Raw genomic sequence first — 25,002 nt, forward strand, 5'->3', positions numbered from 1 at the left:
AAAATGTGGTGAAAATTTGAGAACCATTGAACTTCGCGGTGATAAGGTTGTTCTTGTTGATCAGACACAGCTGCCGTGGAGACTGGTGAGAGTAAGATGTCACAGCGCTGAGGAGGTGGCTGCGGCCATCGAGGAAATGAAGATTCGGGGTGCACCGGCGCTCGCCGCGGCAGCAGCCATGGCTCTGGCTATCACGGCTCTCCGGAGCAGGGCCAGGACCAAGGAGCAGCTAATGCGGGAGCTGGAGCGCGCGGGCGGAAGGATAAGAAGGACCAGGCCGACCGCGGTCAACCTCTTCGTGGGGCTGGAGCGAGTCCTCAGCGCCGCAAGGTCGGCGGTCGATATTGATGGGGTCCGCGAAGCCGTGGTCCGCGAGGCAAGAGCCATCGCCCAGGAGGACGTCAAGGTCAACAGGAAGATAGGTGAGAACGGGGCGGCGCTTCTGGAAGACGGCGATGTCGTCCTGACCCACTGCAATGCGGGCTCGCTGGCGACGGTTGATTATGGGACCGCTTTAGGCGTGATTCGTGCGGCACGAAGCGCCGGCAAGAAGATCGAGGTCATCGCAACTGAGACCAGGCCGCTCTTGCAGGGGGCGAGGTTAACGGCTTGGGAGCTGAGTCGCGAAGGAATTCCGGTCAGGGTGGTCACAGATGGAATGGTGGGATATCTAATGGCTAAAGAGATGGTTGATAAGGTAGTCGTCGGTGCCGATAGAATCGCCGCCAACGGCGACGCCGCCAACAAGATCGGGACCTACTCGATTGCGGTGCTGGCCAAGGAGCACAGGATACCGTTTTACATCGCGGCACCCACGAGCACGGTGGACCCGAAGGTAAAGACGGGAGCCGAAATACCGATCGAGGAGAGGCGTCCTGAGGAAGTGATCTTCTTCCGCGGAGTAAGGATCGTACCCAAAGGTGTGAAAGTTTTTAACCCCGCTTTTGACGTCACTCCTGCCCGCTACATCACGGCGTTCATCACTGAAAAAGGAGTCGTCAAACCGGGCGAGCTCTCAAAACTGTTTAAAAGCTAACCGCCACGACCTTTTTCACGCCGGGTATCTGTTTTTTCAGCTCTCTTTCGATGCCGAAGGCGAGCGTCATCGTCGACATCGGGCAGCCGGCGCAGGCCCCGACCAGCCTGACCTTGACTATCCCATCATCGGTCACGTCGACGAGCTCAACGTCGCCTCCATCGGCCTGCAAAGCTGGCCTGATCTTTTCAATCGCGGCTTCAACTTCCTTCTTCATTGGATCACACTTAAGATTGAGGCAGCCACCGTTTAAGCCTGTTGTTTCTTCAGGCCCCAAACTTGGGACTCTTGCCCATCAGGTCGACGATGATCGGGATGAGGTCCTTGCCGCGGATTCTACCCAGTCCCCCTTTTGCGGCCGCCCTTTCGCTAAAAGTTTTAACATCGTCAGTGCGCACTCCCGGGCCAGAGATGACCACAGGAACCGGGTCGGCGGTGTGGTTTTTGGCGCTGATTGGTGTGGTGTGGTCGGCGGTGATGACGATGAAGTCAAAGGCGTCGATGAACTGGTTAATGATAGTATCCACTCGCTCGATGATTTCTATCTTGGCCTTGATGTTTCCATCGTGGCTGGCTTCATCAGCCCCTTTTACATGCAAGATGACGAAGTCGTGGTTGTTTATTAGATTAAGCACAGCCTTAGCCTTGGCGTTGAGGTCGGTGTTGACGCTTCCCGTTGCTCCAGGGACATCGACCACGGTCATCCCGGCCAGCTTGCAGACTCCCTTAACCAGTGCCGCTGCAGCCACGCAGGCCCCATTGATCCTGAACCTCTCCTGAAAAGGTTTCAGGTGTGGAACCACACCACCACCGCGGATGAGGAGGTAATTGGCCGGCGGCAGACCGTTCTTGACGCGTTCGAGGTTAATCGGGTGCTTCTTCAAGACCTCGTGGGCTTTTTGCGAGAATTCGTTCAATAGCTTTGCCGTTTTAGCCGCCCACCTCCGGCGCATCACATATTTTCTGACACCACCGGCGATGATCGGATATGCGGGGACAACCTCTTCCTGTGACTGTAAAAAGGGTTCAACCTTCAACGGTCTTTTGCCCTCCTCATGGGGGTCGGAGTCGGAGACCTCGTGCGTGAGTCCTTTTCCCCTGAGCACAAGGGTTGCCCTATGAGCCACGGTGCTCCTGAAGATGAACTCGGCTCCCTTAAGCTTTATTTTCTGCACCGCCTCGGCTAGGGCCTTGGTATCCTGAATTCTTCCTGCCCTTCTGTCGGTGATGATCATGTTTTTGTCCACGGTGGCGTAGTTGACCCTGAAGGCGATGTCTCCCGGATGCAGGTCAATACCAGCGCCAGCCGCCTCAAATGGACCTCTTCCCGTGTAGGTTTCGTAGGGATCGTAGCCCAGTAGCGCTAGATGAGCCGTGTCGCTTCCTGGCGTTGTTCCAGGAGCGATGGTGTCCATTATCCCGCTGATGCCGCGCTTGGCCAGCCAGTCCATGTTGGGCTTCTTGGCGATCTCCAGAGGAGTCTTGTGGGCCAGCGCGGGGATGGAGCGGTCGGCCATCCCGTCGCAGATGATCAAAAGGGTCTTCATTCACTCAACCAACATACATACTAATTTGGTAGTAAAAAAGTAGTGTGGGGCCCGTGGCGCAGCCTGGATGGCGCGGCAAGTGGAAGCACCCGCAGGGCTTCGGGCTTATGGGAGGAAACCTGTAGGTCGTGGGTTCGAATCCCACCGGGCCCGCCACTTCAATTCTTATTTTTCTAGTGAGAGATAGCAATGGGCCGGTAGTCTAGCTTGGATAGGACGCGGGCCTCCGGGCTCCAAGGGGGGAGAGCCTGCAGCACGGGTTCGAATCCCGTCCGGCCCGTATCGTTTGATTCAGAAAAGTCTCAACAAATTTTAGAAAATCAATTGTGATATGAGCAACAGAATCAAAACGCTATATAGCACAGCAAAACAAGAGGGTGTGGGTGAGTAAGATGGAAAAAGGCAAAATCTGGGTTGTAGTTGTCATAGTTGCAGTAATAATCATCGCTAGCGCGGTATATGTTTTCTATTTCACCGGCTCCTGGGGTGTGGATTTGGAAACACGGGCCAGAGATTTCGTCGTTCTTCTTAAAGAGTGGAGATTCAATGAAGCATACGGGCTCTTCAATGAGCAGATGGCTGCAGCCATAACGGTGGGACAGCTTGAGGCCATATGGAATGGTGTGATCGGTGAGGTCGGGGCATACAAGGGCATTACTGGAACGAGAGCCGCAACTGAAGCCGGGTATGAGGTAGTATACGTTACCACGGAGTTTGAGAGAGCTTCACTTGATGTGAAAGTGGTTTTCGATGGAGCGTCAAAGATTGCTGGACTTTGGTTTTTTCCCAAAGGCTAGCTACACCCCTCCAGCATATGCCCATCCGGAGTCGTTCATTGAAGAAGAAATCCTCGTTGGTGCTGAGGGTTGGGCGCTGCCGGCCACCTTGACGGTACCTAAGGGAAATGGTCCTTTTCCCGCCGTGGTTCTCGTACATGGTTCTGGGCCTCACGACAGGGATGAAACCATTGGTCCCAACAAGCCCTTCAAGGATTTGGCTTGGGGCTTGGCCACTAAAGGAATTGCGGTGCTTCGGTACGAGAAGAGGACCAAACAATATCCAATCAAATGCGCTGAGATGATTGAAAGCTTTACCGTTGAGGATGAGACGATTGCCGATGCCTTGGCGGCGGTCGAAGCACTTCGCAGAGATAAAAGAATTGACCAAGAAAGGATTTTTGTTCTTGGACATAGCTTGGGAGGAATGCTTGCGCCCAGGATAGGCGTTCGAGATGGTAAGCTGTCCGGGCTGATCCTCTTAGCCGCCAACGCTAGGAATCTTGCGGACCTGATTCTGGAGCAAGTTCATTATCTTGCCTCCTTGGATGGAAAAATAGACGATGCGGAGGCCAAGCAGATAAAAGAAACAGAAAACATAGTCAGAAAGATTAAAGAGCTCGACATCGCCAGCGGAGAGGTTGTGTTGGGCGCGTCGAGGGCCTACTGGGAAGACCTGATGACATACGATCCCCTGAGGACCGCAAGAGAGCTTAGCCTACCCATGTTGATCCTGCAGGGGGGACGGGACTATCAAGTCACCCTGGATGACTTTAACCAGTGGAAAGAATGTTTAAGCGATCGAGAGTCAGTGACTTTTAAACTCTATGATAATCTCAACCATCTTTTCATTTCAGGTCGTGGCGTGCCCAGTCCTGCCGAGTATCAGCTTGCCGGCAACATGGATCAAACTGTAGTTGAGGATATCGCGGAATGGGTGAAGTCGCATTAAGAACCGCTTAAAATAATGTTTTTTCCTGCCCACCGGTAGATTTCACTTTTAACCGTCAAACTCTTGGATAACCGTCCCGAGTAAATAAGTGTGCGCTGCCCCAACGACTTTGACTTTCAGGAATTTTCCCAGTAAATTTTCTGTTGAGTGAACCACGATCGGTTTGTAGGCGAAATTCCTCCCAATCCAAGTGTTTTCTTTTCTGCCCTTTTCGTCGATCAGACATTCACCTTCCCATCCGATCCATTTTTTATTTTTTTCCAGCCAGATCGTTTTGCAAAGATTGAATAGTTCTTTAGACCTTTCTTTGATGACGTCTCCCGGAAGCTGTTCATACCCAGAAGCCTTAACCCAGGGCCGAGCACCGAACTTCGACACATTGGTGACCTCGGGCTTTATTCTCCTGATCAGCTCCAAAGTTCGTTTGAAATCAGAGTCGCTCTCCTCAGGAAATCCGGTTATGACGTCGGTCGCCAGTGTCAGCTCAGGCAATTTTTCCCTGAATTCTTCCACGATTTCCACAAAATCTTTTACTTGGTAACCGCGTTCCATTAGTCTGAGTATTTTATCCGATCCCGCTTGCAGCGGCAGATGGATGAACTTGAAAATTTTCGGGTTTCGGTATGCTTCGATTAGCTCTTTCAGCATGTTCTTTGCATGCAAGGGATTAATCATACCTACACGAACGAAAAATTTGCCTTCGACCCCACATACTGCATTCAACAATTCCGCCAAATTTGTCCCGCCGTCTAGGCCATAGCAACCGTTGTCTAGACTAGTGAGCCAGATCTCCTTACAGCCCTCAGCCACAGCCCTTTTAACCTCGCTAACTATCTCCTTCAGAGGATAGCTGAAGAGCTTACCCCGGTAGGGCTCGTGGCAGTAGCTGCATTTTTGCAGGCAGCCGCGGGCAATGGGTACAATGCCGATCACCGGATTTATTCGTCGTCGCGGTAAGTTGAGTTTGGGTTTGTTTTGGTCCTCTAGGAAGACAACTTTCTTTCCTTCCAGAGCTGAACCGGCCGCTTCAACTATTTTTTCAACAGAGTCAGGGGCTACTAACGAGGCATCTGGATTCAACTTTTCTATCAACCTTCTTTCCGTCTTTGTCATGCAGCCGGCGACGATTAAGGGTTTCTTTAAATTGGTCATTTGTTTGATCATATGGAGCATTCGGTTGAAAGTTCGAAATTTAACTATGCAGGTAAAAATTACATTAAGGTCTGACTTTTCGGAGTTGTCCACCAGCTCAAAACCAGCTTGGGTCAATAACCCGGCGGCAATTTCATAGTCCGCCAAGTTTGAGCTGCAGCCGTGGACGACGAGGTAGACCTTAGGCATTATCACACCAATGAAAATTTTAGGTTTTTGCAGTTTTACATAACTGTTTCCCGAATGCGTTTGAATTACAGAAGTCGGTGCTCCAATGAATTTTAGGATTTCGAGATTTTTTGATTTCCACCAACCTACAGCCTTCTGATGGGTAATATTAGCGCGTAAGGTATAAAATGAAGCTTCACCAATGAAGGATGGTGTTCTAATGGTTGATCTCTATGGGAAAGATTTCATCACCACCCAGGAGTGGAGCGTTGAGGAACTTAGGCATGCTATCGACGTGGCGAGAAAGTTGAGAGCGATTGTCAAGCGTGGCGACAGGCCGCCCAGAGTTCTGGACCGCAAGAACTTTTTCATGCTGTTCTACGCCCCCTCGACAAGAACGCGGGGAGCCTTCGAGGCCGCCACTGCGATACTGGGCGGGCATCCGGCTTTCATCGACGTTTCCACGACCAGGATGGAAGAAGCGGTAAAGGACGCCGCGAAGATGTATGATTCATATGCGGATGGTATCGGCGTCAGAATTCTGGATAAGTACATCGATTTCGTCTACGGTGCCGGGCTGAAGGTAGTCCGTGAGTTCGCCCGAGCCGCCAAGGTACCGGTGATCAATATGGCCGACTGCACCTTTCACCCGACGCAGGGTCTTGGGGACATAATGACGATCGAGGAGAAATTGGGCAAGCTGCAGGGTAAAAAGTACACCATCACTTGGGCCTACTCCAGCAAGCCGCGTGGCAGGTGCAGCATTCAGGAGGAGGTGCTGATTGCCACGAGGTTCGGCATGGATGTCACGCTTTCCCATCCCGAGGGCTTTGAAATAGATCCTAAAATAGTTGAATGGGCCAAGCAGAACGCGAAGGAAAGTGGCGGCAGCTTTGAGATCTGTCATGACTTTGAGGAAGGACTCAAGGGCGCCAACGTTGTCTTTCCGCGGAGCTGGGGGACGGCGGAGTTCCTCAGGGTAGGTGCGAGCAAGTTCGGTGTAGATAAGGAGATCGCTATCTACAATAGGTACCGGAACTGGATGCTGGATCAGAGGCATGTGGACGACCTGATGGACAAGCCGGCGATCGTGACACACGTTCTGCCGGTGATGCGGGGGGAGGAGGCCACCGACGCCGTCATGGATGGTCCGAACTCGGTGATCTACGAGCAGGCCGACGACAACTTCTACGCCAAGATGGCCACGCTGGCGTTGACGATGGCCAAGGAAGTACCTCTGTGAGCTGAAAGGATTAAGTTATTATTTTGCCCACGATTGGGATTTCACGCCTGCATTTCGGGCATTTTTTCTCCTTTAATTTAGATTCCAGCAGCTCCAGTCCAAAGCGTTTGATGAGCAGCTCCCCACAGCCGGGACAGTAGGTGTTTTCATATTTATGTCCCGGAACGTTGCCGATGTAAACGAAATCGAGCCCTTCAGAGACGGCAATGTCGTGAGCTCGCTCAAGGGTTGAAACAGGCGTGGGCAGCGCGTTGAATTTGTAGGCGGGGTAGTAGGCGGTGAAATGGAGCGGTGTGTCCTGCCCAGCCTCACAGTAGTGACGCTTGGCCAGCTCCCGAAGTTGCTCTTCTCGGTCGTTTACACCGGGAATTACCAGGTTAACCACTTCTAGGTGAATTCCGAGCTTCTTCGCTTCTCGCACGTTTCTCCAGACCAATTCAACGTTGGCTCCGCAGTATCTCCGCACCACTTCGGTATCCCCCTTGATATCAATGTTGATCGCGTCCAGTCCCGCCTCACGGAGCATATAAAGCGCTTTTCTAGTCATGTAACCGTTGGTAACAAAGGTGTTGTAGAGACCCCTTGTGCGGGCTAGCCTAAAAACGTCCAAGGAGTATTCAAACATTAAAGAAGGTTCGTTAAACGAGATGGATGTTCCATGGCAGTGCCACTCTATCGTTTGTTTCACGAAATTTTCGGGGCTAATGTAGTTTGCCTTCTTTAATTCTGGTGGTGATTTTGAGATGTGCCAGTTCTGACACCACGGGCATTCGAAATTGCAGCTCCAGCTGCCGCAGGTCAGGGCAACGCTCCCTGGCCAGAAGTGGTAGAAGGGTTTCTTCTCGATCGGGTTCGCAGATATTGAGGAGAGATTCCCATAAACCAGCGTGTAAAGATTTCCCCCGACGTTAAACCTAGTTCGACAGAAACCGGTTTTGTCAGGCTGGATTAGGCAGCGTCTTTCGCATAGCTCACATTTTACCCGATCGTCCATTTTTTCATAGAGCATGGCATCTCTAATCCAAGGGCGGCTTGGTTTCAGAATCTCGTTCATCATTTTTAACTTACATTTTTTTTAATTAAACAGTGAGAAAATTAATTGAATTAATATAAGATTTTAAAAGCAGTTCGTATGGTTTAGTTGTTATAAATATAACAAATAAATGCCTTAAAAGCCGCTTATAAGTGTTTTTATCGCTCACTTAACGTAATCCAACCATGACTTGTACTTAAGTTCCCTTCCCCGCACGGTGTTGAAGTAGATGTGCTGTAGCTTTTCCGTGAGCGGCCCCCTTTTTCCGTCTCCTATTTTATGCCCGTCTACCTCTCTGATGGGGGTGACCTCGGCAGCCGTCCCGGTGAAGAAGGCTTCGTCCGCGGAGTAGAGTTCCTCCGGCGTGAGGTCCTTCTCCTCGAAGTCGATTCCCTCGTCGCGAGCTATCTTGATCACAGAATCCCTGGTAATCCCAGCAAGGGCTCCTGATGAAATAGGTGGAGTGATGAGTTTACCATCTCTCACGATGAAGACGTTTTCTCCCGGCCCCTCGGCTATTTTCCCGTCAAGGTTGAGCAGGATCGCCTCATCATAGCCTGATTCTAGGGCGTCCACCTTGGCCAGTATCGAGTTGGCATAGTTGGCCACCACCTTGGCCTGCGGCGGCATGATGTTCGGGTGGATCCTGCGCCACCTTGAAATTTTGGCCCGAACACCGTTTCTGAGCCCTTCCTCACCAAGGTATGTCCCCCAGGGCCAGACCGCTATTGCCACGTCAACTTTGGATCCCTCCGGGTTCAGCCCCATGACCCCATAGCCGTAAAAGGCGATGGGTCGGATGTAGCACTCTTGGATGCGGTTGGCCTTTACTGTTTCCTTAGTGGCTTGGACTAGCTTCTGCAAGGAATAGGGGAGTTTCATCCCGACCAGCCTGGCGGAATTTTCCAGCCTGAGCATGTGATCCTTAAGCCTGAAGACCGCCGGCCCCTTTTCAGTCCGGTAACACCTTATTCCCTCAAAGACCCCCATCCCATAGTGGAGGGTGTGCGTCAAAACATGGATTTGGGCCTTAGCCCAAGGAACCAACTTACCATTCATCCAAATGTATTTCGTTGGTGTGAGCGACATCTGATCCAAAAACAAAATTACATTTGCTTCTTATAATAATATCCAAAAATTTTACTTGAGATCGCTTTCGTTGGGGATTTTGTCAGGCCTGCTGTTGGATAACTTAATTTAATGCAAAATTATTTCACCCGTTTATGGCCAGCGATTGGCAGGGACAGAATGGCGCTTATGAGGTGGTTCTTAGGCAATCGCTGAAAAACTAGGATACAAGAACCTACTCGTTTATGGATCGTGGCGGTAAGTGATACAGCATCTGGGCAAAGACCGCGGAAAAAGTTCTCGGTTTGATTTACGCCCAATTCAATGTAGCAGAGTAGTAAATTTTCTGTCAGGTTTTTTAAAATTGCTGTTTAATCACTTCTGAGAGGGCCTGAAGCATCTCCTCGATGTCCTCCATAGGGATGTATCCCATGTTGCCGATCCTGAAGGTGCTGTCCTTGAGTGAGCCGTAACCTTTAGCGAGTTCAAATCCCTTCTGTCTCATCCGTTTGTAGACCTCAAGGCCGCTCATCGATTTCGGCGCACGGACGCAGGAAACGGTGGGACTTTGGCAGTCCGTCTTGGGGAAAAGGGAGAGGCCGAGGGCTTCCACCCCCTCCTTTATCATCCGGCTGCGCCTCTGGTAGAGCTCCAGTCGCTTGGCCTTGCCGCCCTCCTTCTCAATGATCTCCAGCTCCTTGTTGAGCGCGGCAATCTGTGGCACCGGGGGCGTCATGTGGGTGCCCCAGTCCTCCTGATATTCCTCATAAAGTTTGAAGTCAAAGTACCAGCCCTTGTTTTTCGCCTTTTCTGATTTTTCGAGCGCCTCTTCACTTACGCTGCCCACCGCCAGGCCGGGCGGCACGCCGAAGCACTTCTGTGAGCTGGCGAAGCAGACGTCAATTCCCCACTCGTCAACCTTGATCTCAACACCGCCCATTGCGCTCACCGCGTCAACGAAAAGCAGCTTGCCTTGTTCCTTGACCACTTTGGCCAGCTCTGGCAGAGGATTTATCACGCCGGTGCTGGTTTCGTTGTATGTGATCGTCACTGCCTCAACGTCGGGGCACTGAGAAAGTTTTTCCTCGAGCTGCTCTGGAGTGGTCGCACTGCCCAGCTCAGTTTCCAGTCGTTCGACCTCCCTTCCGTTGGATACTCCGACCTCTGCGTAGCGCTTGCCGAATTCCCCGTTGATGCAGCAGAGCATTTTTTTGTCAACACAGTTTCTCACGGTACCTTCCATCACACCTGAGCCCGAGCTCGGAAACAGGAAGACCTGATTTTTTGTCTCTAGAAATTTCTGTAATCTCTCAACCGTTTGCCGGTGTAGTTCCCGATACTCCTCGCTACGGTGGCTGAACATTTGTCGCCCCATCTCAGCGAGGACTTCTGGCCTGCAGGCAACCGGACCGACCGTGAACAGTTTCACAATAATCCCTCGCATAATGAAGTCATCAGTTTCACTTATAACTTTCGGTATCAGGTTTTCAGAAGATTAGTTTGCTTGGGCTATCGGCGGAACAGGTTAGGTGGTATATTTTGAGTTGATCCGGACATAGTCGTAGGTCAGGTCGCATCCCCAGGCGGTGGCACAGGCCTTCCCCATGGCCAAGTCCACGTGAATCTCTATCTCGCGGCTTCGCAGAATGTCTCTCGCTCTCTCTAAAGCTCTTTTTCTGCAGGGCTTTCCCCTGGCAACAAGGTCCACCCGACCCCTTTCGCTAACAAGTTCGATGCTGATCTTCGAGGGATTAAATATTGCCCCGGAGTAGCCCAAAGCTGAGGCGATGCGGCCCCAGTTCGGGTCTTTGCCGAAGACGGCGGCTTTAACCAAGTTGGAGCCAACGACAGCTCTGGCAGCCCTTCTTGCGTCGTCCAAGTTCTTGGCGTTCTTGATCATCACCTCGATCAGATGAGTGGCTCCTTCTCCATCCTTTGCAATCATCCAAGCCAGCTCAGTAAGGACAAATTTGAGACCTTCCCAGAACTCCTTGTCCTTTCTCTCTAAGGTGATGCGGCGATTTTTGGCCCGCCCGTTCGCCATCACGATCACGGTGTCGCTGGTGCTCATGTCTCCATCAATGCTGAGCATGTTGAAGCTATCGTCAACCGCCGACTGGAGCGCCGCCCTCAGCGCGTCCAGCGTTATCGAGACATCAGTAGCGATGAAGGCAAGCATCGTGGCAGTTTTCAACTTGGGAGCGATCATCCCGGCTCCTTTGGCAATACCCCCAATTTTTACCGGCGTGCCGTCTTCGAGCTCTACTTGGACTGCGATTTCTTTTGGAGTGGTGTCGGTTGTCATGATGGCCTTTGCCGCGTTGAGGCTGGCCTCCCTCGAGTTGGAAAGCTCCTTCACGGCCGCGCGGATCCCAGCCTCCACCTTGCGCATGGGCAGATAGGCACCGATCAGCCCCGTTGAGGCCACTCCGATGTGATAAGGTCGCAGCTTGAGTAGCCGTGCCGTCAGCTGGGCCATCCGGCGGGCATCGCGAAGCCCTCTCTCCCCGGTGAATACATTGGAAATGCCGGAATTGGCCACGATGGCCCCGAGCTTTCCCCTTTGAATATTCTTGGAGGTAACGATCACCGGCGCCCCTTTAACCCGATTGGTGGTGAAGGCCCCTGCAGCAGTGACCGGACCATCCTCGCTGGCTATCAGCATGATATCAAGTCCCCGCCGCTTTATTCCGGCTCTAACGCCTGCCGCCAGAAATCCAGGAACTTCAGTAATGCCGCCCTCAAGAACCGTAGTCATGACGCCACCAATGAAAAGAAAACATTTCTCCCTTAACTTCTTTATGGCTCAGCCGCTGTTTTTCAGACCTCCGTACCTCACTAAAGCTGAGAGCGATAGAGCCGCTCTGGCTGGCGTGGGGTAGGTCGGAATGCCATTTTCCTCAAAGAGTTCCCGAATCTCGAGGGAGACCCTACCTCCAGGGAGGCAGACGACCAAAGGTTTGTCGTTTTTACCCTTAGTATCAACGACCATGTCAACGAAGGACTCAAGGTCGATAGTCGGCGTGTGGGGGATACAAGTCAAGATTAGAGAATCCACCGAGTCGTCATCGATCACGGCGCCTAGAGCTTCTCGAAATCTCTCATTGTCCGCGTCTCCACCTAGGTCCATCGGGTTGTGAAGGGTGACGTGAGGTGGAAAATTCATCTCAAGCTCGGCGACGGTTTTCTCACTTAGCTTTGCAATCGTCATGCCGTGCTTTTCCAGTTCATCAGCAATCATGACCCCGGCACCACCACCGTTGGTTATAACTGCCACCCTGTTGCCTCGGGCGGCGGGCTGGTAGGCGAGGGCCCTGGCGATATCGAACATTTCCTCCCAATCATATACCCTAATCATACCTGTTTGTTTTACCACGGCGTTAAATATTTCATCAGTGCCGGAGAGCGACCCCGTGTGCGAGAGCGCTGCCTTAGCTCCCGATTCAGTGATCCCACTTTTCAAAACAATTACCGGCTTCTCTTTGGTCACCTCCCGGGCTATCTTGGCGAACTTTCTACCCTCCTTTACGCCCTCAAGGTACATGGCGATGACCTTGGTTTCCTCGTCCCTAGCCAGAAATTCCAAAAGGTCCGCTTCGTCGATATCCGCCGCGTTACCATAACTGGCAAACTTGCTGATGCCTATCCTCTCACCAGCTGCCCAGTCCAGAAAGGCAATTCCCGAGGCGCCGCTCTGGGAGATGAAGGCGATCTTACCCTGCGGCGGCCTTTTCAGCCGGTAGCGCGGTATGAAAAGGGTATCGACCATCGATGTGGAACTGAAGACGCCCATGCAGTTGGGGCCCATTATTCTGAGGTGATATTTTCTGGAGATTCTGACCAGCTCCTCTTCCATCCCGGCACCTTCTTTTCCGCTTTCCCTAAAGCCGCTGGAGATCACTACAGCGGCCTTAACTCCTTTTTTACCGCACTCCTCCAGCACCTCTTTCACCGATTTGGCTGGAACGGCGATGACGGCTAAATCCACGTTTTCAGGAACTGAGCTGATGTCAGGATAGCATTTGTGGGAGAGGATTTCCTGGGCGTTGGGGTTGATCAAGAAAAGTTTTGCGGTAAAACTCTCGATGAAATTTTTCGCGATCACATAGCCGATCTTTTTCTGTTTTGAGCTGGCTCCGATTACCGCGACCGATTTGGGATTGAAAAAGGGGGATATCGACCCAGGTTCTTCGAGAGCTTCTACCATCGTCTTCACCCGCATTTCACTGTAGAAAGACGCACCATCGAGATTTTAAGGATATCCCTTAGGGTCGCAGGGCAGGGCCGCGCAGGCCATCCGTCTCCTCAAAACCCAGCATAATGTTCATGTTCTGGATGGCCTGCCCGGACGCACCTTTGACTAGGTTATCGATTACAGTGACGATGACGGCGCGGTTTCCGTCCGCCTCGTTTTCTAAACCGATATCACAATAGTTGGACCCCACCACGTAGTTAACCTGGGGTAGCTCTTCCCTTACTCGCACGAAGGGCTCATCTCTGTAGAATTCTCGATAAATTTCCAGTAGCTCGGAATTTGTCATCGGTTTTTTGAGGAAGACATGGGCAGTGGAAAGGATGCCTCTGATGAGGGGGAGGAGGTGCGGCGTGAAGTGGGCCTTGACCTCCTGGCCGGCCAGCTTGCTCAGTTCCTGATCTATCTCCGGCGCGTGGCGGTGGGTGGTTGCTTTGTAGGCCGCGACATTGGCTCCCGCCACCGGGTGATGAGTGGATTCGGTGGGGATAGCGCCAGCTCCTGAGGTGCCCGTCTTAGCGTCTATAATTATATGTTCTAGATCAATCAATTTTTTCTTCACCAGAGGCGCTAGGCCGAGCAAAGCCGCGGTTGGAAAGCAGCCAGGGTTGGCCACCAGTCGGGCCAGTTTTATTTCTTTTCGATATAGTTCCGGAAGGCCATAAACCCCTTTTAGCTCTGGACTTTCGTGTTTCACATAATATTTTTCAAATATCTTCACGTCATCAAAGCGGTAGTCGGCGCTCAGGTCGATCACCTTGGTATTTTCCCTCAACAGTCCCGGGACAAGCTTCATGGCCACACCGTGCGGCGTGGCGGTGAAGACCACATCCGCTTTTTTGACAATTTTTTCACAGTTAGGCTCTTCAATCGTTAGGTCAATGATGTCGCGTAGGTGGGGGTGTATCTCACTTACCTTTTTTCCAGTATTTTTCATGCCATAGGCTCCAACAAGGTTGATCTTGGGGTGGCAGGCCAGCAACCTGAGGAGTTCGGCACCTGTGTATCCCGATGCTCCAATTATGGCCACGTTGACGGTCATTTAAATCTCCTCTCGGCCTCCTTGATCAGATTTTCCTCAGATCTGGTCACAGCCCGCCTCCATGTCCACAGCAGTTTGTGGTGTTTTCTGAGTTTAGTTTTTAAAGCAGTCAGCTGTTGTTTCAGTGCTTTTGGGCCGGGTGCGCCGATGATGTTTCTTGAGTAAACACAGTTCCTAGCATCTAGGGCCTTTTTCATTTTTTCCTGAGCCATGGTTATCTCCCTACCAATGATTTCATGCGAGGCTTTTTTCAGGTCATCCACGGTGAGATCAGCCGCGGTTCGATTGTTTTCAACCGCGGTGGAAATCATCCGCCCCACAATCGAATGGGCTTCCCTGAATGATAGCCCGGCCTCCCGAACTAGGGTGGCCGCAAGTTCTGTGGCCGCTGAAAACCCTCGCTCAGCCTGCTTCAGCATTTCCTCCCGTCTGGGCTTTAAAGCCGCAATCAGCTTTTCCATTACCTCAAAGCTGCTGATGGTTTCGTCGATTGAGTTCCAGAGCAAAGGTGTTAGCTCTTGGAGGTCAAGGTTGTAAGCTTGAGGTAAAGCCTTCACCAGAGCGAGGGCTCCAGCCAAGTTGCCCATTACCCTCGCCGCCTTGGCCCGGGCCAGCTCAGCGATAACAGGATTTTTTTTCTGAGGCATGATGCTGCTGGTCGAGGAGAACTCATCTGGAACATTTATCAAAGAAAACTCCGCAGACGACCAAAGGATGATTTCCTCCGCCAACCGGCTGAGGTTGGTCATGGCGATGGCAGCGGCGCCAATTGATTGTAGGGCAAAGTCACGGGATCCGACGGCATCCATGGTATTCTCATCAACTTTTTTGAAACCCAGCAGGCGCGCAACTCTCGCCCGGTCGATGGGAAAGCTAGTGCCAGCGAAAGCGCAGGCCCCCATGGGAGAGGAATTGGTCATTTCATAGGCATTTTCAATCCTTTCGATGTCCCTGAGGAAGGCCGCGCAGTATGAGAGGAGGTAGTGAGCGAAGGTGGTCGGTTCAGCCGTCTGGAGGTGGGTGTATCCTGGCATAACGGTTTCAATGTTTTTCTCCGCTTGGACCAGCAAGGTATTTACCAGTTTCAACAGCTGATCACCTAGGTCAAGCAGCTTCTTGCGGAGGGCGAGCCTGATCGCCGCGGAAACCTGATCGTTCCTGCTTTTCGCAGTGTGCAGCTTTCCACCGATTTCTTCCCCAATTTCCTTTATCACGAATTCCTCCACCGCCATGTGGATGTCCTCCAACTCGGGCCTCAGGTCAAGCTTGGAAATCCCACCACGGTGGAGACTATGTAGCGCCTCCAAGATTGTCGCGGCTTCTTTCTCAGAAATGATTCCCTGCTCAGTCAACATGATGGTGTGGGCGATGTTGATCTGAACGACGGGATGAAAAATTGTTAAGTCATCCTTCATCGATGAAATGTATTCGCTAGCGGTAGGGTCCATAGGCCGCGCAAAACGTCCCCGCCGTAACAACCCGACACCCATTTCTATTAGTTTGCCCTGTTATAAGTGATTTACACAGACCGGGTGTTTCAAATATCAGGTTTTTTTCTGGACCAAGCAATCCGTTGCTGCAACCCATAGATCTTGATAAACGCCTCGGCTTCCGAGCCCTTCCAGCCTGCCGCCTGTGCATAGCGAGCTATCTTCTCGTTTATCAGGGAGTACGGTGACGTGACGCTTTCCTGCATAACGGACATTTCTTGCAGCCTCATGGTGACCTCCCCGCTGACGACTTCTTGGGTGGAATCGATGAACTTTTCGATATCTCTCATCACGGGCTCATAGAATAGCCCCCTGAAGGAGAGGTCCGCGTAGACATTGCCCAGCTGGTTTTTGAGGTTAAGCTGATGGTGGGTTAAAACCAGATTTTCCAGCGACCTGTGGGCTTCTATCAGCAGCAGCAAACCAGGCGCCTCAAAGGCCTGATAACCCTTGATCCCGAACGTTTCATCTTCTATGTACAGCCCCCGGCCGTAGCCATGGGCGCCGGCGATCTGATTTAGTTTGTGGAGCAGATCCACACCATACATTTGCTTTCCATTTACCGCGGTGGGCACACCCTTTTCGAAGTTGATTTTCACCGATTCCGGCTCCCTCTTAGTTATCTTAGTTAAGACCCAAGCTTCCTCGTTCGGTGCCTTGTTCTCATCTATTTCAGATCCAGAGATGGTCCTCCCAAAGATGTTTTCATTTATCGTGTATTTTTTGGTCTCGCTTTTTACCTTGAAGCCTCTTCTCTCCAGATATTCTATTTCCTGTTCCCTGCGCATGCCGAGTTCCCTGGTAGGGGCGAATATCTTAAGATCCGGCGCTAAACTGTTGACAGTTACATCAATCCTGACTTGGTCATTGCCCGCACCCGTGCAACCGTGAGCCACCGCTTTTGCGTTTTCTTTTTTAGCGATTTCAACGATGTGTTTTCCGATGACGTAACGGTCAGAGCACATAAGGGGGTAGACCCCCTGATAGAGCGCGTTAGCCTTTATGATGTAAGAGATTATTTCATCGAAGATTTCCCTTTTCGCATCGACAAAGTAATGTTTAACTGCCCCCAGCTCCCTAGAGCGGTTCTCAATGTACTCCAGCTCCTCGTTGCTCAACCCACCAGTATCTATGGTCGCGGTGATGACGTCAAAATTTTTCTCCTCCCTGAGGTACACCGTGCAAAAGCTGGTGTCCAGTCCGCCGGAGAACGCGAGCACGACTTTCTCAGCCATATTAATCAACCACTTTCTCACATTTCCAGAATTTAAACTGTTTGGCCGCCTTTTAACCGCACCAAAAAGCCTTTTAGAGACCTTCATTAGTGTTATAATTGTTAAAAACTGGCCGGGTTCAGAATAATGCAGGTAAACACTAAATCACAAAAATCGTGATGAAATGGAAGTTGTCGTCAGATTGAGTGATGAGCTCCGCAAGCGTGCAGGAACCGACACGATAAAGATACCGATCGACGAAGACGAAACAGTAGATACTTTGTTGATGAAGCTCGGCCGCAGACATCCTAAGCTAGTTGAGCTGGTGCTGGACCCCACCACCGGGGAGGCCAAGGGAAGCTACGAAATACTCATTAATGGCAGGCGCATCCGGCACCTCCGCGGCATTTACACCAAGTTGAAGCACAAGGACGAAGTTTTAATTGCCCAGAGTGAACCGGAGTCCTCTTGATTTTTTTCCCGACTTCACAAGTAACCGCTCATTTCAACGGCCATCTTGATCTGACGTTTAAACCCAGACGTTTGTCAACAGCTAGTCCCGCATCCATGGCCTTTTGGATCACTTCTTCCTCGTCTAAACCCATTACGCTACGATTTTCCATGACGATTTTTCCATCAATGATTGCGGTATCGACATCGCTGCCGTTCGCCGCGTAGACTAGATTGGAGACAGGGTTTCGCACTGGCACTAAGTGTGGTTTTCGCAAGTCAACCACAATTAGGTCCGCAACTTTTCCCCGTTCGATGGATCCTATTTTATTCCTCCAGAGCGTCGCCTTAGCCCCGTTTAGGGTGGCCATCTCCAGTACAGTTTCGGCGGGAAGCACCTCAGGGTCTAGGAGCCTTGCCTTGTGGATGAGGGCAGCCAGCTTCATCTCTCTTATCATGTCGTAGCAGTTGTTACTAGGTCCGCCGTCGCAACCGAGCGCCACGTTAATTCCTGAGTTCAGCATCTCGGGAATCGGGGCGAACCCTGAGGCCAGCTTCAGGTTGCTTGCCGGACAGTGGCACACAGTACTTCCGGTTTTTTGCAGAATTTTGAAATCATCTGGGGGGATCCAGACGCCGTGGGCATATATAACATTAGGTCCAACGATTCCACAGTGCTGCATGAATTCCATGGGAGTCATTCCGAACTCCCGCCGCAGATATTCGATGTCTCTTTTTACCTCACCGAGATGAATCGTGATTCCGGTTTTATATTTTCTGGCCTTTTCAGAGATTTCACGGTAAAAATCTACAGTGCAGGCTCCAGGTGTTCGAGCGCCGAACCAAACATGAATTCTGTTGTTAGCTTTTCCGTGCCAGCGTCTAATCATCTCAATAGTTTGTCTGATGGTGGTTTCGCCGTCTTCTATCATTCCGCTAGGGATGGCATCCTTCTGGTCGGCGTAGCCGGAGATGTTCATTAATGACTTGGATAGAACGGCCCGAATGCCAATTTTCTCGACGGTTTTAGCGATCTCGTTGAATCCATACCTCCAGTGGAGCAGACTTTCTACAAAGGTTGTGGTACCCGATTTAATCATTTCGAGGCAACAGAGCTTGGCGCTTAGCTCACCCTCTTTCGGAGTATATGCTCCTTGGAGCGGTAGCACCCGCTCGCGCAGCCAAGGGATTAAGGCTAGGTCGTCGGCGCAGCCGCGGATCAGCGCTTGCGCTAAATGGACATGGCAATCAATCAACCCCGGGAGCACCAGTTTTCCGCTGCAATCGATCTCAACATCAGCTCGGTGTAATGTCTTTACCTTTTTTGTTTTTTCAACTTCGACTATCTTGTTTCCTTCAACAACAACAGCTCCATCTTGGATTATCTCGCGTCGGTGATTCATGGTGATCACCGTCGCATTTTTGAGAATAATGTCCGCCATCAGACTCAATCATGTAATACTCTTTTACTTCTTTAGCTTTTCCAAAACGTTAAACAACTTCAGCCAGCTACTCTTGTAAGGGGTTCAATTGGAGATAGTCCTGGTGGGTAGATCTAACGTCGGAAAATCCAGCATCATCAGACAGCTAACTGGCAAGAAAGTCGTCGTGGGCAAGCGGCCTGGTGTCACCCGCAGGATAACTCGCTACCAAGTGGGGAAAATGGATATTGTTGATATGCCCGGGTTTGGCTTCATGAGCAGGGTACCGAGATTTCTTCAAGAAAAAATTAAAACGGAGATAGTGCGTTACCTAGAAAACAATCGTAAGGAGATAGTTCTTGCGATGGAGGTTGTGGATGCCCGTTCTTTTTCCGAGATAGCAGAAAGGTGGCAAAAGAGGGGCCAGATTCCGGTCGATGTGGAAATGTTTTCTTTCTTGAATGAGTTAAATCTCAGCCCAATAGTCGTTATCAATAAAATAGATTTAATTCCTAACACATATCGCGACGTGGTATTGGATGATATCTGTGACAAGTTGGGTTTGCCGCCACCATGGCGTCAGTGGGTCGACGTTTTGGCCCCAGTTTCGGCGAAGACAGGGGAGGGAATTCCAGAACTGAAAAAGATAATAAAACGAAGGATTCATGCTTTAGGTCTAGGACGCTATCTGGGCTGGCTGAAATGAAACTTCTATCTTAATCGATTTTAATTTCCTTCGCCTTTAGGTTCAATAAGTACTGCTTCGACGGTGCCCGCCTGTCCCGGACGGTTGGTGATTTTTGCCTTGCCCAGCTCGGTTTCGATGATTGCGCCACGGGTCAAGATATTTCTCCGGACGAAGTGCATGTCGGCCGGGTTCTGAACCACGGTGATAATCTTGGCCTTCTGCGCCTTTCCTGTTTTAGGGTCAACCACGTTGGCAACATCGGTGTAAAGCAGCTTCTTCTTTTCCCCGCCGCCAAAGGTGCGTATCTTTATGGTCTTTTTAGGCCCTATTTTTGGCTCGAGAAACTCGCTGCCCATCTCCCGCTTGCGCTTATGGCGGCTCGGCCAGATTCTCCCGCCGCTGGGTTTCTTCAGGGATCTTCCTTGCCATCTCGCCATGGTAACACCAGAGGAGTTATGTCTTCACCATATATAAAGAAAATTATCTCAGCCGATTTTGAATTTCCTCTCGGATTTTATCCATGTCATCTTCAAATCCGAAATAGCTGGCAAACTTCTTGGTGGTTCGCAGCATACGGGTCCTGCCGTATGGCCTTGATTCAACGAAACCCAGACTGATCAGCTGCCTAATTTGGTCATAGACACGGTTGCCGCGGCACTCCGCCAGCTTAGCCTGAGATATGTTTTGGTTGTAAGCAATCATGGCCAGGGTCTTTATCGCGCCACGTGTGAGCCTAATTTTCGGGATAACTCCCTCAAGCTTTGGTATGTATTCTTCATTGAGGCGGAGAGTGTAAGTGTCCTTGCCGGTTTCCGCCATGCAAAGTGGCCCGCCTCTTTTGTTGTAATCCTTTTTTAAATCCTCAATTATTTTTCTGATGTATGTTTCCGAAGAAGTGCCGATTAATTTTTTCATCTCCGCTAGCGTGAGCGGACGGTCAGCGGCATAAAGTGCGGCTTCAATTATCGCCCGATCCTGCTTAATTCCCATTCTTGGCACCCTGCTTCGGAATTGAGATGTAGATTTCTCCAAACATCTCCGGCTGTTCCAGAGTTATCTTGCCTTCGGCGCAGAGGTAAAGCAGGAGAAGCAACATCCTGGCAATGGCAATCCTAGTCTTTTCCTCAATAAGTTCGCTAAAGGTCAGGCTCTTTCCCGATTCCATCAGTTCTAGAATCCTCTTGTGTAGAATTGCCATGTGTTTGAGTATGTTGATTTCATACTCATCAACGGTGTGCGTGAGTTTCTCGATTTTTTTACTGATTACTGGCTTCTTTTCAGGCACTTCCGATAGGGCCTCCTTGAGCGCGCCAAGGAGATCTTCCAGGGTTATCTTTCGTGGTGTAGACTGGATGATATTTATCTGGCCCAAATCAGGCAAGTCCAGATCGAGCATTTCCTCGATTTCTTCACCATCAGTTTTTTTGGCGTGACCGTTGAGCACATGGTCGGACTTTATCCTCAACAACACCGATGAGGCGAGCAGCACACGCCCTGAAGCTCTTAGGTCAATTTCGACTATTTCTCGCACGCGTTGGATGTAAAGGTAGGTCAGCTTTTCAATGTCGATGTCCCAAGGGTCCAACTTGTGCTGTTGGACCAGTTCGAGGAGCGTCTGTATGGGTTGGTCTGTGAAAATTGTCATCTTCTCAGCTCCCGACTCCGGAGAGTTCGACGGAGTAAATCTTGGAAATGCCGTTTTCCTTTGTAACTCCGAAGAGCCTATCGGCTACGGACATTATTGAGTCATGTAAGGTTATCACCACAATCTGGGAGTCCTTTGAGAACTGTTGCAGCATCTCGGCCACCCTGATCCTATTTTTCGGGTCCAAATGTGCGTCTATTTCATCGAGCACATAAAAGGTGGTCGGACGATAGCGCTGCAGGGCAAATATGAAGGAGAGCGCCGTCAGGGCCTTCTGGCCTCCGGATAATGAGCCGATATAGGCGGCCCCCGATCCCTCTGGTCTAGCGATTATTTCAAGCCCCCCTTCAAATGGTGATTGTTCGTTCTCCAGCTTCAACATGGCATCGCCGTTGGGTGAGAGTTCCTTAAAGATTTGGGTAAATTGTTTGGAAATTTCGTTGAAAGTCTTCATAAAAACGTGTTTCTTTTTCTCATCAATTTCCGCCATAAACTTCAGCAGTGATTGTTTTTCTGCCATCAGCTTGTCGTATTTTGTTTTTTCTTCGTTGTATCTGCGCTCAGATTCTCTGAAGTCTTGGATGGCTCGAAGATTCACCCTTTCGCTGAGCGGCCCCAGCTCAGCCTCTATTTCCTGGGCTCGTTTTTCCAAGTCTTCTGCGTCAATATTTTTGGGTAAATTCACTTCACCTATCTTCTTCAGGTTCGTGTTTATCTCTTTTAATTCATTGCTCAGGGCTTCTCGTTGAATTTGAAGCCTTTGCAGGTCACCTTCTATAACTCTGATCTTTGTCTCCAGCTCCCTTTCTCGCTTGGATATCGACTCCAATTTCTGTCGCAAGAGATTTCTACCGTTTGTAAGCGATTCAATTGATTTTCTAATTTCCTTTTCTTGAGAGTCAGCATTCTTCAACTTAATCTGCACCTCGTGTATTTTTGCGTTGAGTTCCATTATCTGCTTGGTCAACTCGTCGCGCGCGCGCTGCAGACCAGCCAGTTCTTCGCGCAGCATTCTCTCCTCAGCTCTTGCCGAGTCCATCTGTTTGATTTTTTGTGGGTCAATTTTGTCTGAGATCCTTGCCACGATTACGGAAATCTCGTTCAGCACTTCATTGATCTGTTTCAGGATATTTTTGGCAGAACTCAAGGATTCACATTTAACGAGCGAGCGGTATAGCTCCGAGAATTTATTGCGCACTTCATTAAATTTGGAAAATGTGGACTCCAAAGTTTCGCCATCGGTTGTCTTCGAATCGCTCATTTTTTTGATTTTGGCGTCGAGCGATTCTATATCTCGATCAAGTGCGGATTTTCGATCCAGCGTTCTTTTTAAGATGTCGCTCAGGGTGTTGATTTCGGTCCTGGACCTTTCAGCCTCTACCAGCACATCGGAGGCTCTTTTTTCATCAATAGATCTAGAAATCACATCTATTTTCACGTTCAACTTGTCCTTTACTTCGAGTGTTTTCTGGTATCTTTTTTTGAGTTCTTCGATTTCATCTGTGAACTTTGATATTTTTGTCTCCAACTGCGCAATCTTTTCCGAACATTTTTCCTTTTTAATCATTAAAAGAGCGCCTTGAATCTGTTCCCGCTCACGTTTTAGTTGTTTAAAGTGAATTGCAGTTTCCATTTGTTCGCGCAGGTTCTCCATCTGGGTGGATATTTCAGTCAGGACGGCGCCGACGTTGTTCAGGTTGGCCTCGACCTTTTGAAGCTCGTTCAGTGATTTTTGTTTCTTTTCATCATATTCCGCCACGCCCGCCAGATCATCGATTATCTTTCTTCGCTCAATTGGGTCCATGTTGAAAAATCTGTTGACTTCCCCCTGCATCACAAAGTTGTATCCGCCGGGACAGGTCATCTTAGGCGCCAGCAGGTCAATGATCTCCTCTCTCGTTGCCCGGCGCTTATTTATCCTATAGGTGCACCTACCGTCGCGGTGCAACTGTCTCGTGATTACAACCTCCTTTGAGTTTATGTGTAGGCCGCCATCGCTGTTGTCGAAATGCAGAGAAACTTCGGCGAAGGAGGCAGGTCGGCTTCCGTTGCCTCCGTTAAAGAGCAGGTCTGAGAATCTCTCTGCCCGCATGGTTTTAGCGCTCATCCAGCCTAAGACGAAACACAAAGCATCAATGATGTTGCTTTTTCCCATCCCATTTGGGCCGACAATGGCCGTCAGTCCCTTTGATAGCGGGATGGTGACTTTAGTGTTTCCAAATGATTTGAAGCCTCTCAGCTCAATTTTGCTTATGTACGGCACTACATCTCCCTTGGGGGTTGTTCACGCTACCCCCTCTTAAGCCCGCCTCCAAAAGCCAGTTTATTATCGCCATAGAGGGTTAAAAAATTTACGTTTTCATAAATAAAATCGATTTTAAAGAGAAAATAAGCCAAAATTAGCCATTTAACTACCCAAAAATAAAAAGAAAGCCTTTTAAATCTTTTTTATTTTTTTCAAGTTCAAAGTTAGCCTAGGTGTGATACTTCTTCCAAAATCCAACAACGATAGATTTATAAACCTCTCGAGGTCTAAATGCTCGAATAAGTTGGCGATAGTAATGGAGTTCTGTCCTAAGTGTGGTACTGTTCTTGTTCCGGCCAAGGTGGGGCGCTGTAAGAGATTGACCTGCCCCAGATGTGGTTACAAAGGCAAGGTCAAGAAACTCTCCTCTTATAAGATCAGCGAGAAGGGCAAAGAGGCACGAGAAGTGGCTATTATCGAGGAAAAGAAAACTAAGAAGCGACCGATATTAAATGAGTACGAAATCGAACCTCCGGAGTATGAGGAGGAGATGTACGAGTAACGCAGGCTGCATTTTCGTTTTTGATGGCAGGTTTCAGATATTTTTGAAAAGGCTTTTTTGACCCCTCTAGTGCAGAGCAAAATATTTTTAAAACATTGAGATGGGTAGTTCGATGGCAAAATTTCCAATCATTTTCCAAATCGTCGTTCTCTACTTTGATAAGTGCGAATGGCCCTGAGAAAATCTATCTTGCTGAAGGCTGGCCAGTTAGCCTCGCAAAAGTACAGTTCACTGTAGGCCGACTGCCAAAGTAGGAAGCCGCTCAGACGTTCCTCGCCGCTCGTTCTGATGATGAGGTCAGGATCCGGCAAGCCAGCAGTATACAGATAATTGTTGATCATTTCTTCGTCGACATCCTTGGGAGTTATTTCACCATTTTTTATCCTTTCACAAATTTTACGCACGGCGTCTGCCAGCTCGGCTCTGCCGCCATAGCCCACAGCAATGTTCAGCGTGTGTCCGTTGTAGCCTACCGTCGCTGCTTGGGCCTCATCAATAGCTCGTTGCACTTGCTCCGGCAGCATTTTCAGATTGCCGATGGCCTTCACTCGGATTTTATATTTATGAACGCGTGGATCTTTTGCCACCTCTTTGAACTTTTGAGCCAGCAAATTCATTAGTTTGTTGACCTCCTCTTTGTCGCGATTGAAATTCTCGGTGGAAAAAGCGTAGACGGTAATGTGTTTGATGCCTAACTCCTGACACCAGCCAATTACCTCCTCGAGCTTTTTGGCACCCAAAACATGACCGTAAAATCGATCCACTCCCATCTGTTCCGCGAATCTGCGGTTGCCGTCGAGGATTATCGCAATGTGTTTTGGTATTTTTTCCGAGTTAGCTACTTCGGCGAACAGCTTGCGCTCGTAATATTTTGTCAGCAGCTTTTGGATCTGGGCTATTCCCGGCAACCTTTCGATGGGTATTTTTTCCACTTCCATAAGATCAAATGTTAATCTAACCTCCATCTTTTAAATCCCCTGCCAATCCGTGAAGATTTCAGGATAAAAAATTCCTTCGG

Annotated in this window: 24 protein-coding genes and 2 tRNA genes; 9 read left to right on the forward strand and 17 right to left on the reverse strand. The window is 50.0% G+C overall.

Going from position 1 to position 25,002, the window contains the following annotated elements:
- Positions 1 to 16: 16 nt before the first annotated feature.
- The gene (gene mtnA, locus QXT02_RS05435; RefSeq protein WP_342812470.1) at positions 17 to 1,036 is read left to right on the forward strand and encodes an S-methyl-5-thioribose-1-phosphate isomerase; all 1,020 of its coding nucleotides are present in this window, start codon (positions 17 to 19) and stop codon (positions 1,034 to 1,036) included.
- Here the strand turns inward: mtnA and QXT02_RS05440 are convergent.
- Both QXT02_RS05440 and QXT02_RS05445 read right to left on the reverse strand, forming a co-directional pair.
- A complete protein-coding gene (locus tag QXT02_RS05440) occupies positions 1,026 to 1,253 on the reverse strand; it encodes a NifU family protein (protein ID WP_342812401.1) in 228 nt (75 codons plus the stop codon). The two genes, mtnA and QXT02_RS05440, sit on opposite strands and share 11 nt — an antisense overlap.
- 49 nt (positions 1,254 to 1,302) lie before the next feature.
- Complete coding sequence (locus QXT02_RS05445; RefSeq protein WP_342812403.1) at positions 1,303 to 2,583, reverse strand: 2,3-bisphosphoglycerate-independent phosphoglycerate mutase; 1,281 nt, start codon at positions 2,581 to 2,583, stop codon at positions 1,303 to 1,305.
- 47 nt (positions 2,584 to 2,630) lie between these two features.
- Here QXT02_RS05445 and QXT02_RS05450 point away from each other — a divergent pair.
- The 4 genes from QXT02_RS05450 (at position 2,631) to QXT02_RS05465 (ending at position 4,311) form a co-directional block, all read left to right on the forward strand.
- Positions 2,631 to 2,739: transfer RNA gene (locus tag QXT02_RS05450), tRNA-Arg, on the forward strand.
- Positions 2,740 to 2,774: 35 nt separating this feature from the next.
- Positions 2,775 to 2,863 (forward strand) — tRNA-Arg (locus QXT02_RS05455).
- 112 nt (positions 2,864 to 2,975) lie between these two features.
- On the forward strand, positions 2,976 to 3,380 hold the full coding sequence (locus QXT02_RS05460; protein ID WP_342812404.1) for a DUF3887 domain-containing protein: 405 nt from the start codon (positions 2,976 to 2,978) through the stop codon (positions 3,378 to 3,380).
- Positions 3,334 to 4,311, forward strand: a complete 978-nt coding sequence (locus tag QXT02_RS05465) for an alpha/beta hydrolase family protein (RefSeq protein WP_342812405.1) — start codon at positions 3,334 to 3,336, stop codon at positions 4,309 to 4,311. The genes QXT02_RS05460 and QXT02_RS05465 overlap by 47 nt, the downstream gene beginning before the upstream one ends.
- A 48-nt stretch (positions 4,312 to 4,359) precedes the next feature.
- On the opposite strand, the gene QXT02_RS05470 is transcribed toward QXT02_RS05465, so the two are convergent.
- Positions 4,360 to 5,652, reverse strand: coding sequence for a tRNA (N(6)-L-threonylcarbamoyladenosine(37)-C(2))-methylthiotransferase (locus QXT02_RS05470; protein ID WP_342812406.1), 1,293 nt, complete (start codon positions 5,650 to 5,652; stop codon positions 4,360 to 4,362).
- A 199-nt stretch (positions 5,653 to 5,851) separates the two neighbouring features.
- Between QXT02_RS05470 and QXT02_RS05475 the strand changes: the two genes are divergently transcribed.
- The gene (locus tag QXT02_RS05475; protein WP_342812407.1) at positions 5,852 to 6,874 is read left to right on the forward strand and encodes an ornithine carbamoyltransferase; all 1,023 of its coding nucleotides are present in this window, start codon (positions 5,852 to 5,854) and stop codon (positions 6,872 to 6,874) included.
- 10 nt (positions 6,875 to 6,884) lie between these two features.
- Here QXT02_RS05475 and amrS read toward each other — a convergent pair whose 3' ends face one another.
- From amrS to QXT02_RS05515, 8 genes are all read right to left on the reverse strand, one after another.
- A complete protein-coding gene (gene amrS, locus QXT02_RS05480; RefSeq protein WP_342812408.1) occupies positions 6,885 to 7,928 on the reverse strand; it encodes an AmmeMemoRadiSam system radical SAM enzyme in 1,044 nt (347 codons plus the stop codon).
- A 144-nt stretch (positions 7,929 to 8,072) separates the two neighbouring features.
- Positions 8,073 to 8,996, reverse strand: a complete 924-nt coding sequence (locus tag QXT02_RS05485; protein ID WP_342812409.1) for a branched-chain amino acid transaminase — start codon at positions 8,994 to 8,996, stop codon at positions 8,073 to 8,075.
- 337 nt (positions 8,997 to 9,333) lie between these two features.
- On the reverse strand, positions 9,334 to 10,404 hold the full coding sequence (locus QXT02_RS05490) for an alanine--glyoxylate aminotransferase family protein (protein ID WP_342812410.1): 1,071 nt from the start codon (positions 10,402 to 10,404) through the stop codon (positions 9,334 to 9,336).
- 96 nt (positions 10,405 to 10,500) lie between these two features.
- Positions 10,501 to 11,733 (reverse strand): bifunctional ornithine acetyltransferase/N-acetylglutamate synthase, encoded by a 1,233-nt coding sequence (argJ, locus tag QXT02_RS05495; RefSeq protein WP_342812411.1) that lies wholly within the window; start codon positions 11,731 to 11,733, stop codon positions 10,501 to 10,503.
- A 48-nt stretch (positions 11,734 to 11,781) separates the two neighbouring features.
- Entirely contained in the window at positions 11,782 to 13,182 is a 1,401-nt protein-coding gene (locus QXT02_RS05500) for an acetate--CoA ligase family protein (RefSeq protein WP_342812412.1), read from the reverse strand.
- A 58-nt stretch (positions 13,183 to 13,240) separates the two neighbouring features.
- Positions 13,241 to 14,269, reverse strand: coding sequence for an N-acetyl-gamma-glutamyl-phosphate reductase (argC, locus tag QXT02_RS05505; protein ID WP_342812413.1), 1,029 nt, complete (start codon positions 14,267 to 14,269; stop codon positions 13,241 to 13,243).
- On the reverse strand, positions 14,266 to 15,759 hold the full coding sequence (gene argH / locus QXT02_RS05510) for an argininosuccinate lyase (protein ID WP_342812414.1): 1,494 nt from the start codon (positions 15,757 to 15,759) through the stop codon (positions 14,266 to 14,268). The genes argC and argH overlap by 4 nt, the downstream gene beginning before the upstream one ends.
- A gap of 47 nt (positions 15,760 to 15,806) precedes the next feature.
- The gene (locus QXT02_RS05515) at positions 15,807 to 16,994 is read right to left on the reverse strand and encodes an argininosuccinate synthase (protein ID WP_342812415.1); all 1,188 of its coding nucleotides are present in this window, start codon (positions 16,992 to 16,994) and stop codon (positions 15,807 to 15,809) included.
- A 163-nt stretch (positions 16,995 to 17,157) separates the two neighbouring features.
- Between QXT02_RS05515 and QXT02_RS05520 the strand changes: the two genes are divergently transcribed.
- Entirely contained in the window at positions 17,158 to 17,445 is a 288-nt protein-coding gene (locus QXT02_RS05520; protein ID WP_342812416.1) for a MoaD/ThiS family protein, read from the forward strand.
- 28 nt (positions 17,446 to 17,473) lie between these two features.
- Here QXT02_RS05520 and QXT02_RS05525 read toward each other — a convergent pair whose 3' ends face one another.
- Positions 17,474 to 18,865 carry an amidohydrolase gene (locus QXT02_RS05525; RefSeq protein WP_342812417.1) on the reverse strand — a complete coding sequence of 464 codons (1,392 nt, stop codon included), beginning with the start codon at positions 18,863 to 18,865 and terminating at the stop codon, positions 17,474 to 17,476.
- Positions 18,866 to 18,953: 88 nt separating this feature from the next.
- Between QXT02_RS05525 and engB the strand changes: the two genes are divergently transcribed.
- A complete protein-coding gene (gene engB / locus QXT02_RS05530) occupies positions 18,954 to 19,550 on the forward strand; it encodes a GTP-binding protein EngB (protein WP_342812418.1) in 597 nt (198 codons plus the stop codon).
- A 20-nt stretch (positions 19,551 to 19,570) separates the two neighbouring features.
- Here the strand turns inward: engB and QXT02_RS05535 are convergent, their stop codons facing one another.
- The 4 genes from QXT02_RS05535 to QXT02_RS05550 are packed head-to-tail and all read right to left on the reverse strand — an operon-like array spanning position 19,571 to position 23,440.
- A complete protein-coding gene (locus QXT02_RS05535; RefSeq protein WP_342812419.1) occupies positions 19,571 to 19,969 on the reverse strand; it encodes a 30S ribosomal protein S8e in 399 nt (132 codons plus the stop codon).
- A 43-nt stretch (positions 19,970 to 20,012) separates the two neighbouring features.
- A complete protein-coding gene (gene scpB, locus QXT02_RS05540; protein WP_342812420.1) occupies positions 20,013 to 20,522 on the reverse strand; it encodes an SMC-Scp complex subunit ScpB in 510 nt (169 codons plus the stop codon).
- A complete protein-coding gene (locus QXT02_RS05545) occupies positions 20,512 to 21,177 on the reverse strand; it encodes a ScpA family protein (protein ID WP_342812421.1) in 666 nt (221 codons plus the stop codon). The genes scpB and QXT02_RS05545 overlap by 11 nt, the downstream gene beginning before the upstream one ends.
- Positions 21,178 to 21,181: 4 nt before the next feature.
- Complete coding sequence (locus QXT02_RS05550; RefSeq protein WP_342812422.1) at positions 21,182 to 23,440, reverse strand: chromosome segregation SMC family protein; 2,259 nt, start codon at positions 23,438 to 23,440, stop codon at positions 21,182 to 21,184.
- Between the two features lie 286 nt (positions 23,441 to 23,726).
- On the opposite strand from QXT02_RS05550, the gene QXT02_RS05555 reads away from it, so the two are divergent.
- A complete protein-coding gene (locus QXT02_RS05555) occupies positions 23,727 to 23,984 on the forward strand; it encodes a DNA-directed RNA polymerase (protein ID WP_342812424.1) in 258 nt (85 codons plus the stop codon).
- A 128-nt stretch (positions 23,985 to 24,112) separates the two neighbouring features.
- On the opposite strand, the gene uppS is transcribed toward QXT02_RS05555, so the two are convergent.
- A complete protein-coding gene (gene uppS / locus QXT02_RS05560) occupies positions 24,113 to 24,949 on the reverse strand; it encodes a polyprenyl diphosphate synthase (RefSeq protein ID WP_342812425.1) in 837 nt (278 codons plus the stop codon).
- Between the last annotated feature and the right edge of the window lie 53 nt (positions 24,950 to 25,002).

Source organism: Hadarchaeum sp. (SeqCode) (assembly GCF_038871235.1).
Classification (GTDB): domain Archaea; phylum Hadarchaeota; class Hadarchaeia; order Hadarchaeales; family Hadarchaeaceae; genus Hadarchaeum.

Coding starts and splice junctions, on each gene's coding strand:
- QXT02_RS05440 (WP_342812401.1), bottom strand. CDS start 1,253: ATGAAGAAGGAAGTTGAAGCCGCGATTGAAAAGATCAGGCCAGCTTTG.
- QXT02_RS05445 (WP_342812403.1), bottom strand. CDS start 2,583: ATGAAGACCCTTTTGATCATCTGCGACGGGATGGCCGACCGCTCCATC.
- QXT02_RS05460 (WP_342812404.1), top strand. CDS start 2,976: ATGGAAAAAGGCAAAATCTGGGTTGTAGTTGTCATAGTTGCAGTAATA.
- QXT02_RS05465 (WP_342812405.1), top strand. CDS start 3,334: ATGGAGCGTCAAAGATTGCTGGACTTTGGTTTTTTCCCAAAGGCTAGC.
- QXT02_RS05470 (WP_342812406.1), bottom strand. CDS start 5,652: ATGCCTAAGGTCTACCTCGTCGTCCACGGCTGCAGCTCAAACTTGGCG.
- QXT02_RS05475 (WP_342812407.1), top strand. CDS start 5,852: ATGGTTGATCTCTATGGGAAAGATTTCATCACCACCCAGGAGTGGAGC.
- amrS (WP_342812408.1), bottom strand. CDS start 7,928: ATGAACGAGATTCTGAAACCAAGCCGCCCTTGGATTAGAGATGCCATG.
- QXT02_RS05485 (WP_342812409.1), bottom strand. CDS start 8,996: ATGTCGCTCACACCAACGAAATACATTTGGATGAATGGTAAGTTGGTT.
- argJ (WP_342812411.1), bottom strand. CDS start 11,733: ATGACTACGGTTCTTGAGGGCGGCATTACTGAAGTTCCTGGATTTCTG.
- QXT02_RS05500 (WP_342812412.1), bottom strand. CDS start 13,182: ATGGTAGAAGCTCTCGAAGAACCTGGGTCGATATCCCCCTTTTTCAAT.
- argC (WP_342812413.1), bottom strand. CDS start 14,269: ATGACCGTCAACGTGGCCATAATTGGAGCATCGGGATACACAGGTGCC.
- argH (WP_342812414.1), bottom strand. CDS start 15,759: ATGGGTGTCGGGTTGTTACGGCGGGGACGTTTTGCGCGGCCTATGGAC.
- QXT02_RS05515 (WP_342812415.1), bottom strand. CDS start 16,994: ATGGCTGAGAAAGTCGTGCTCGCGTTCTCCGGCGGACTGGACACCAGC.
- QXT02_RS05520 (WP_342812416.1), top strand. CDS start 17,158: ATGGAAGTTGTCGTCAGATTGAGTGATGAGCTCCGCAAGCGTGCAGGA.
- QXT02_RS05525 (WP_342812417.1), bottom strand. CDS start 18,865: ATGGCGGACATTATTCTCAAAAATGCGACGGTGATCACCATGAATCAC.
- QXT02_RS05535 (WP_342812419.1), bottom strand. CDS start 19,969: ATGGCGAGATGGCAAGGAAGATCCCTGAAGAAACCCAGCGGCGGGAGA.
- scpB (WP_342812420.1), bottom strand. CDS start 20,522: ATGGGAATTAAGCAGGATCGGGCGATAATTGAAGCCGCACTTTATGCC.
- QXT02_RS05545 (WP_342812421.1), bottom strand. CDS start 21,177: ATGACAATTTTCACAGACCAACCCATACAGACGCTCCTCGAACTGGTC.
- uppS (WP_342812425.1), bottom strand. CDS start 24,949: ATGGAGGTTAGATTAACATTTGATCTTATGGAAGTGGAAAAAATACCC.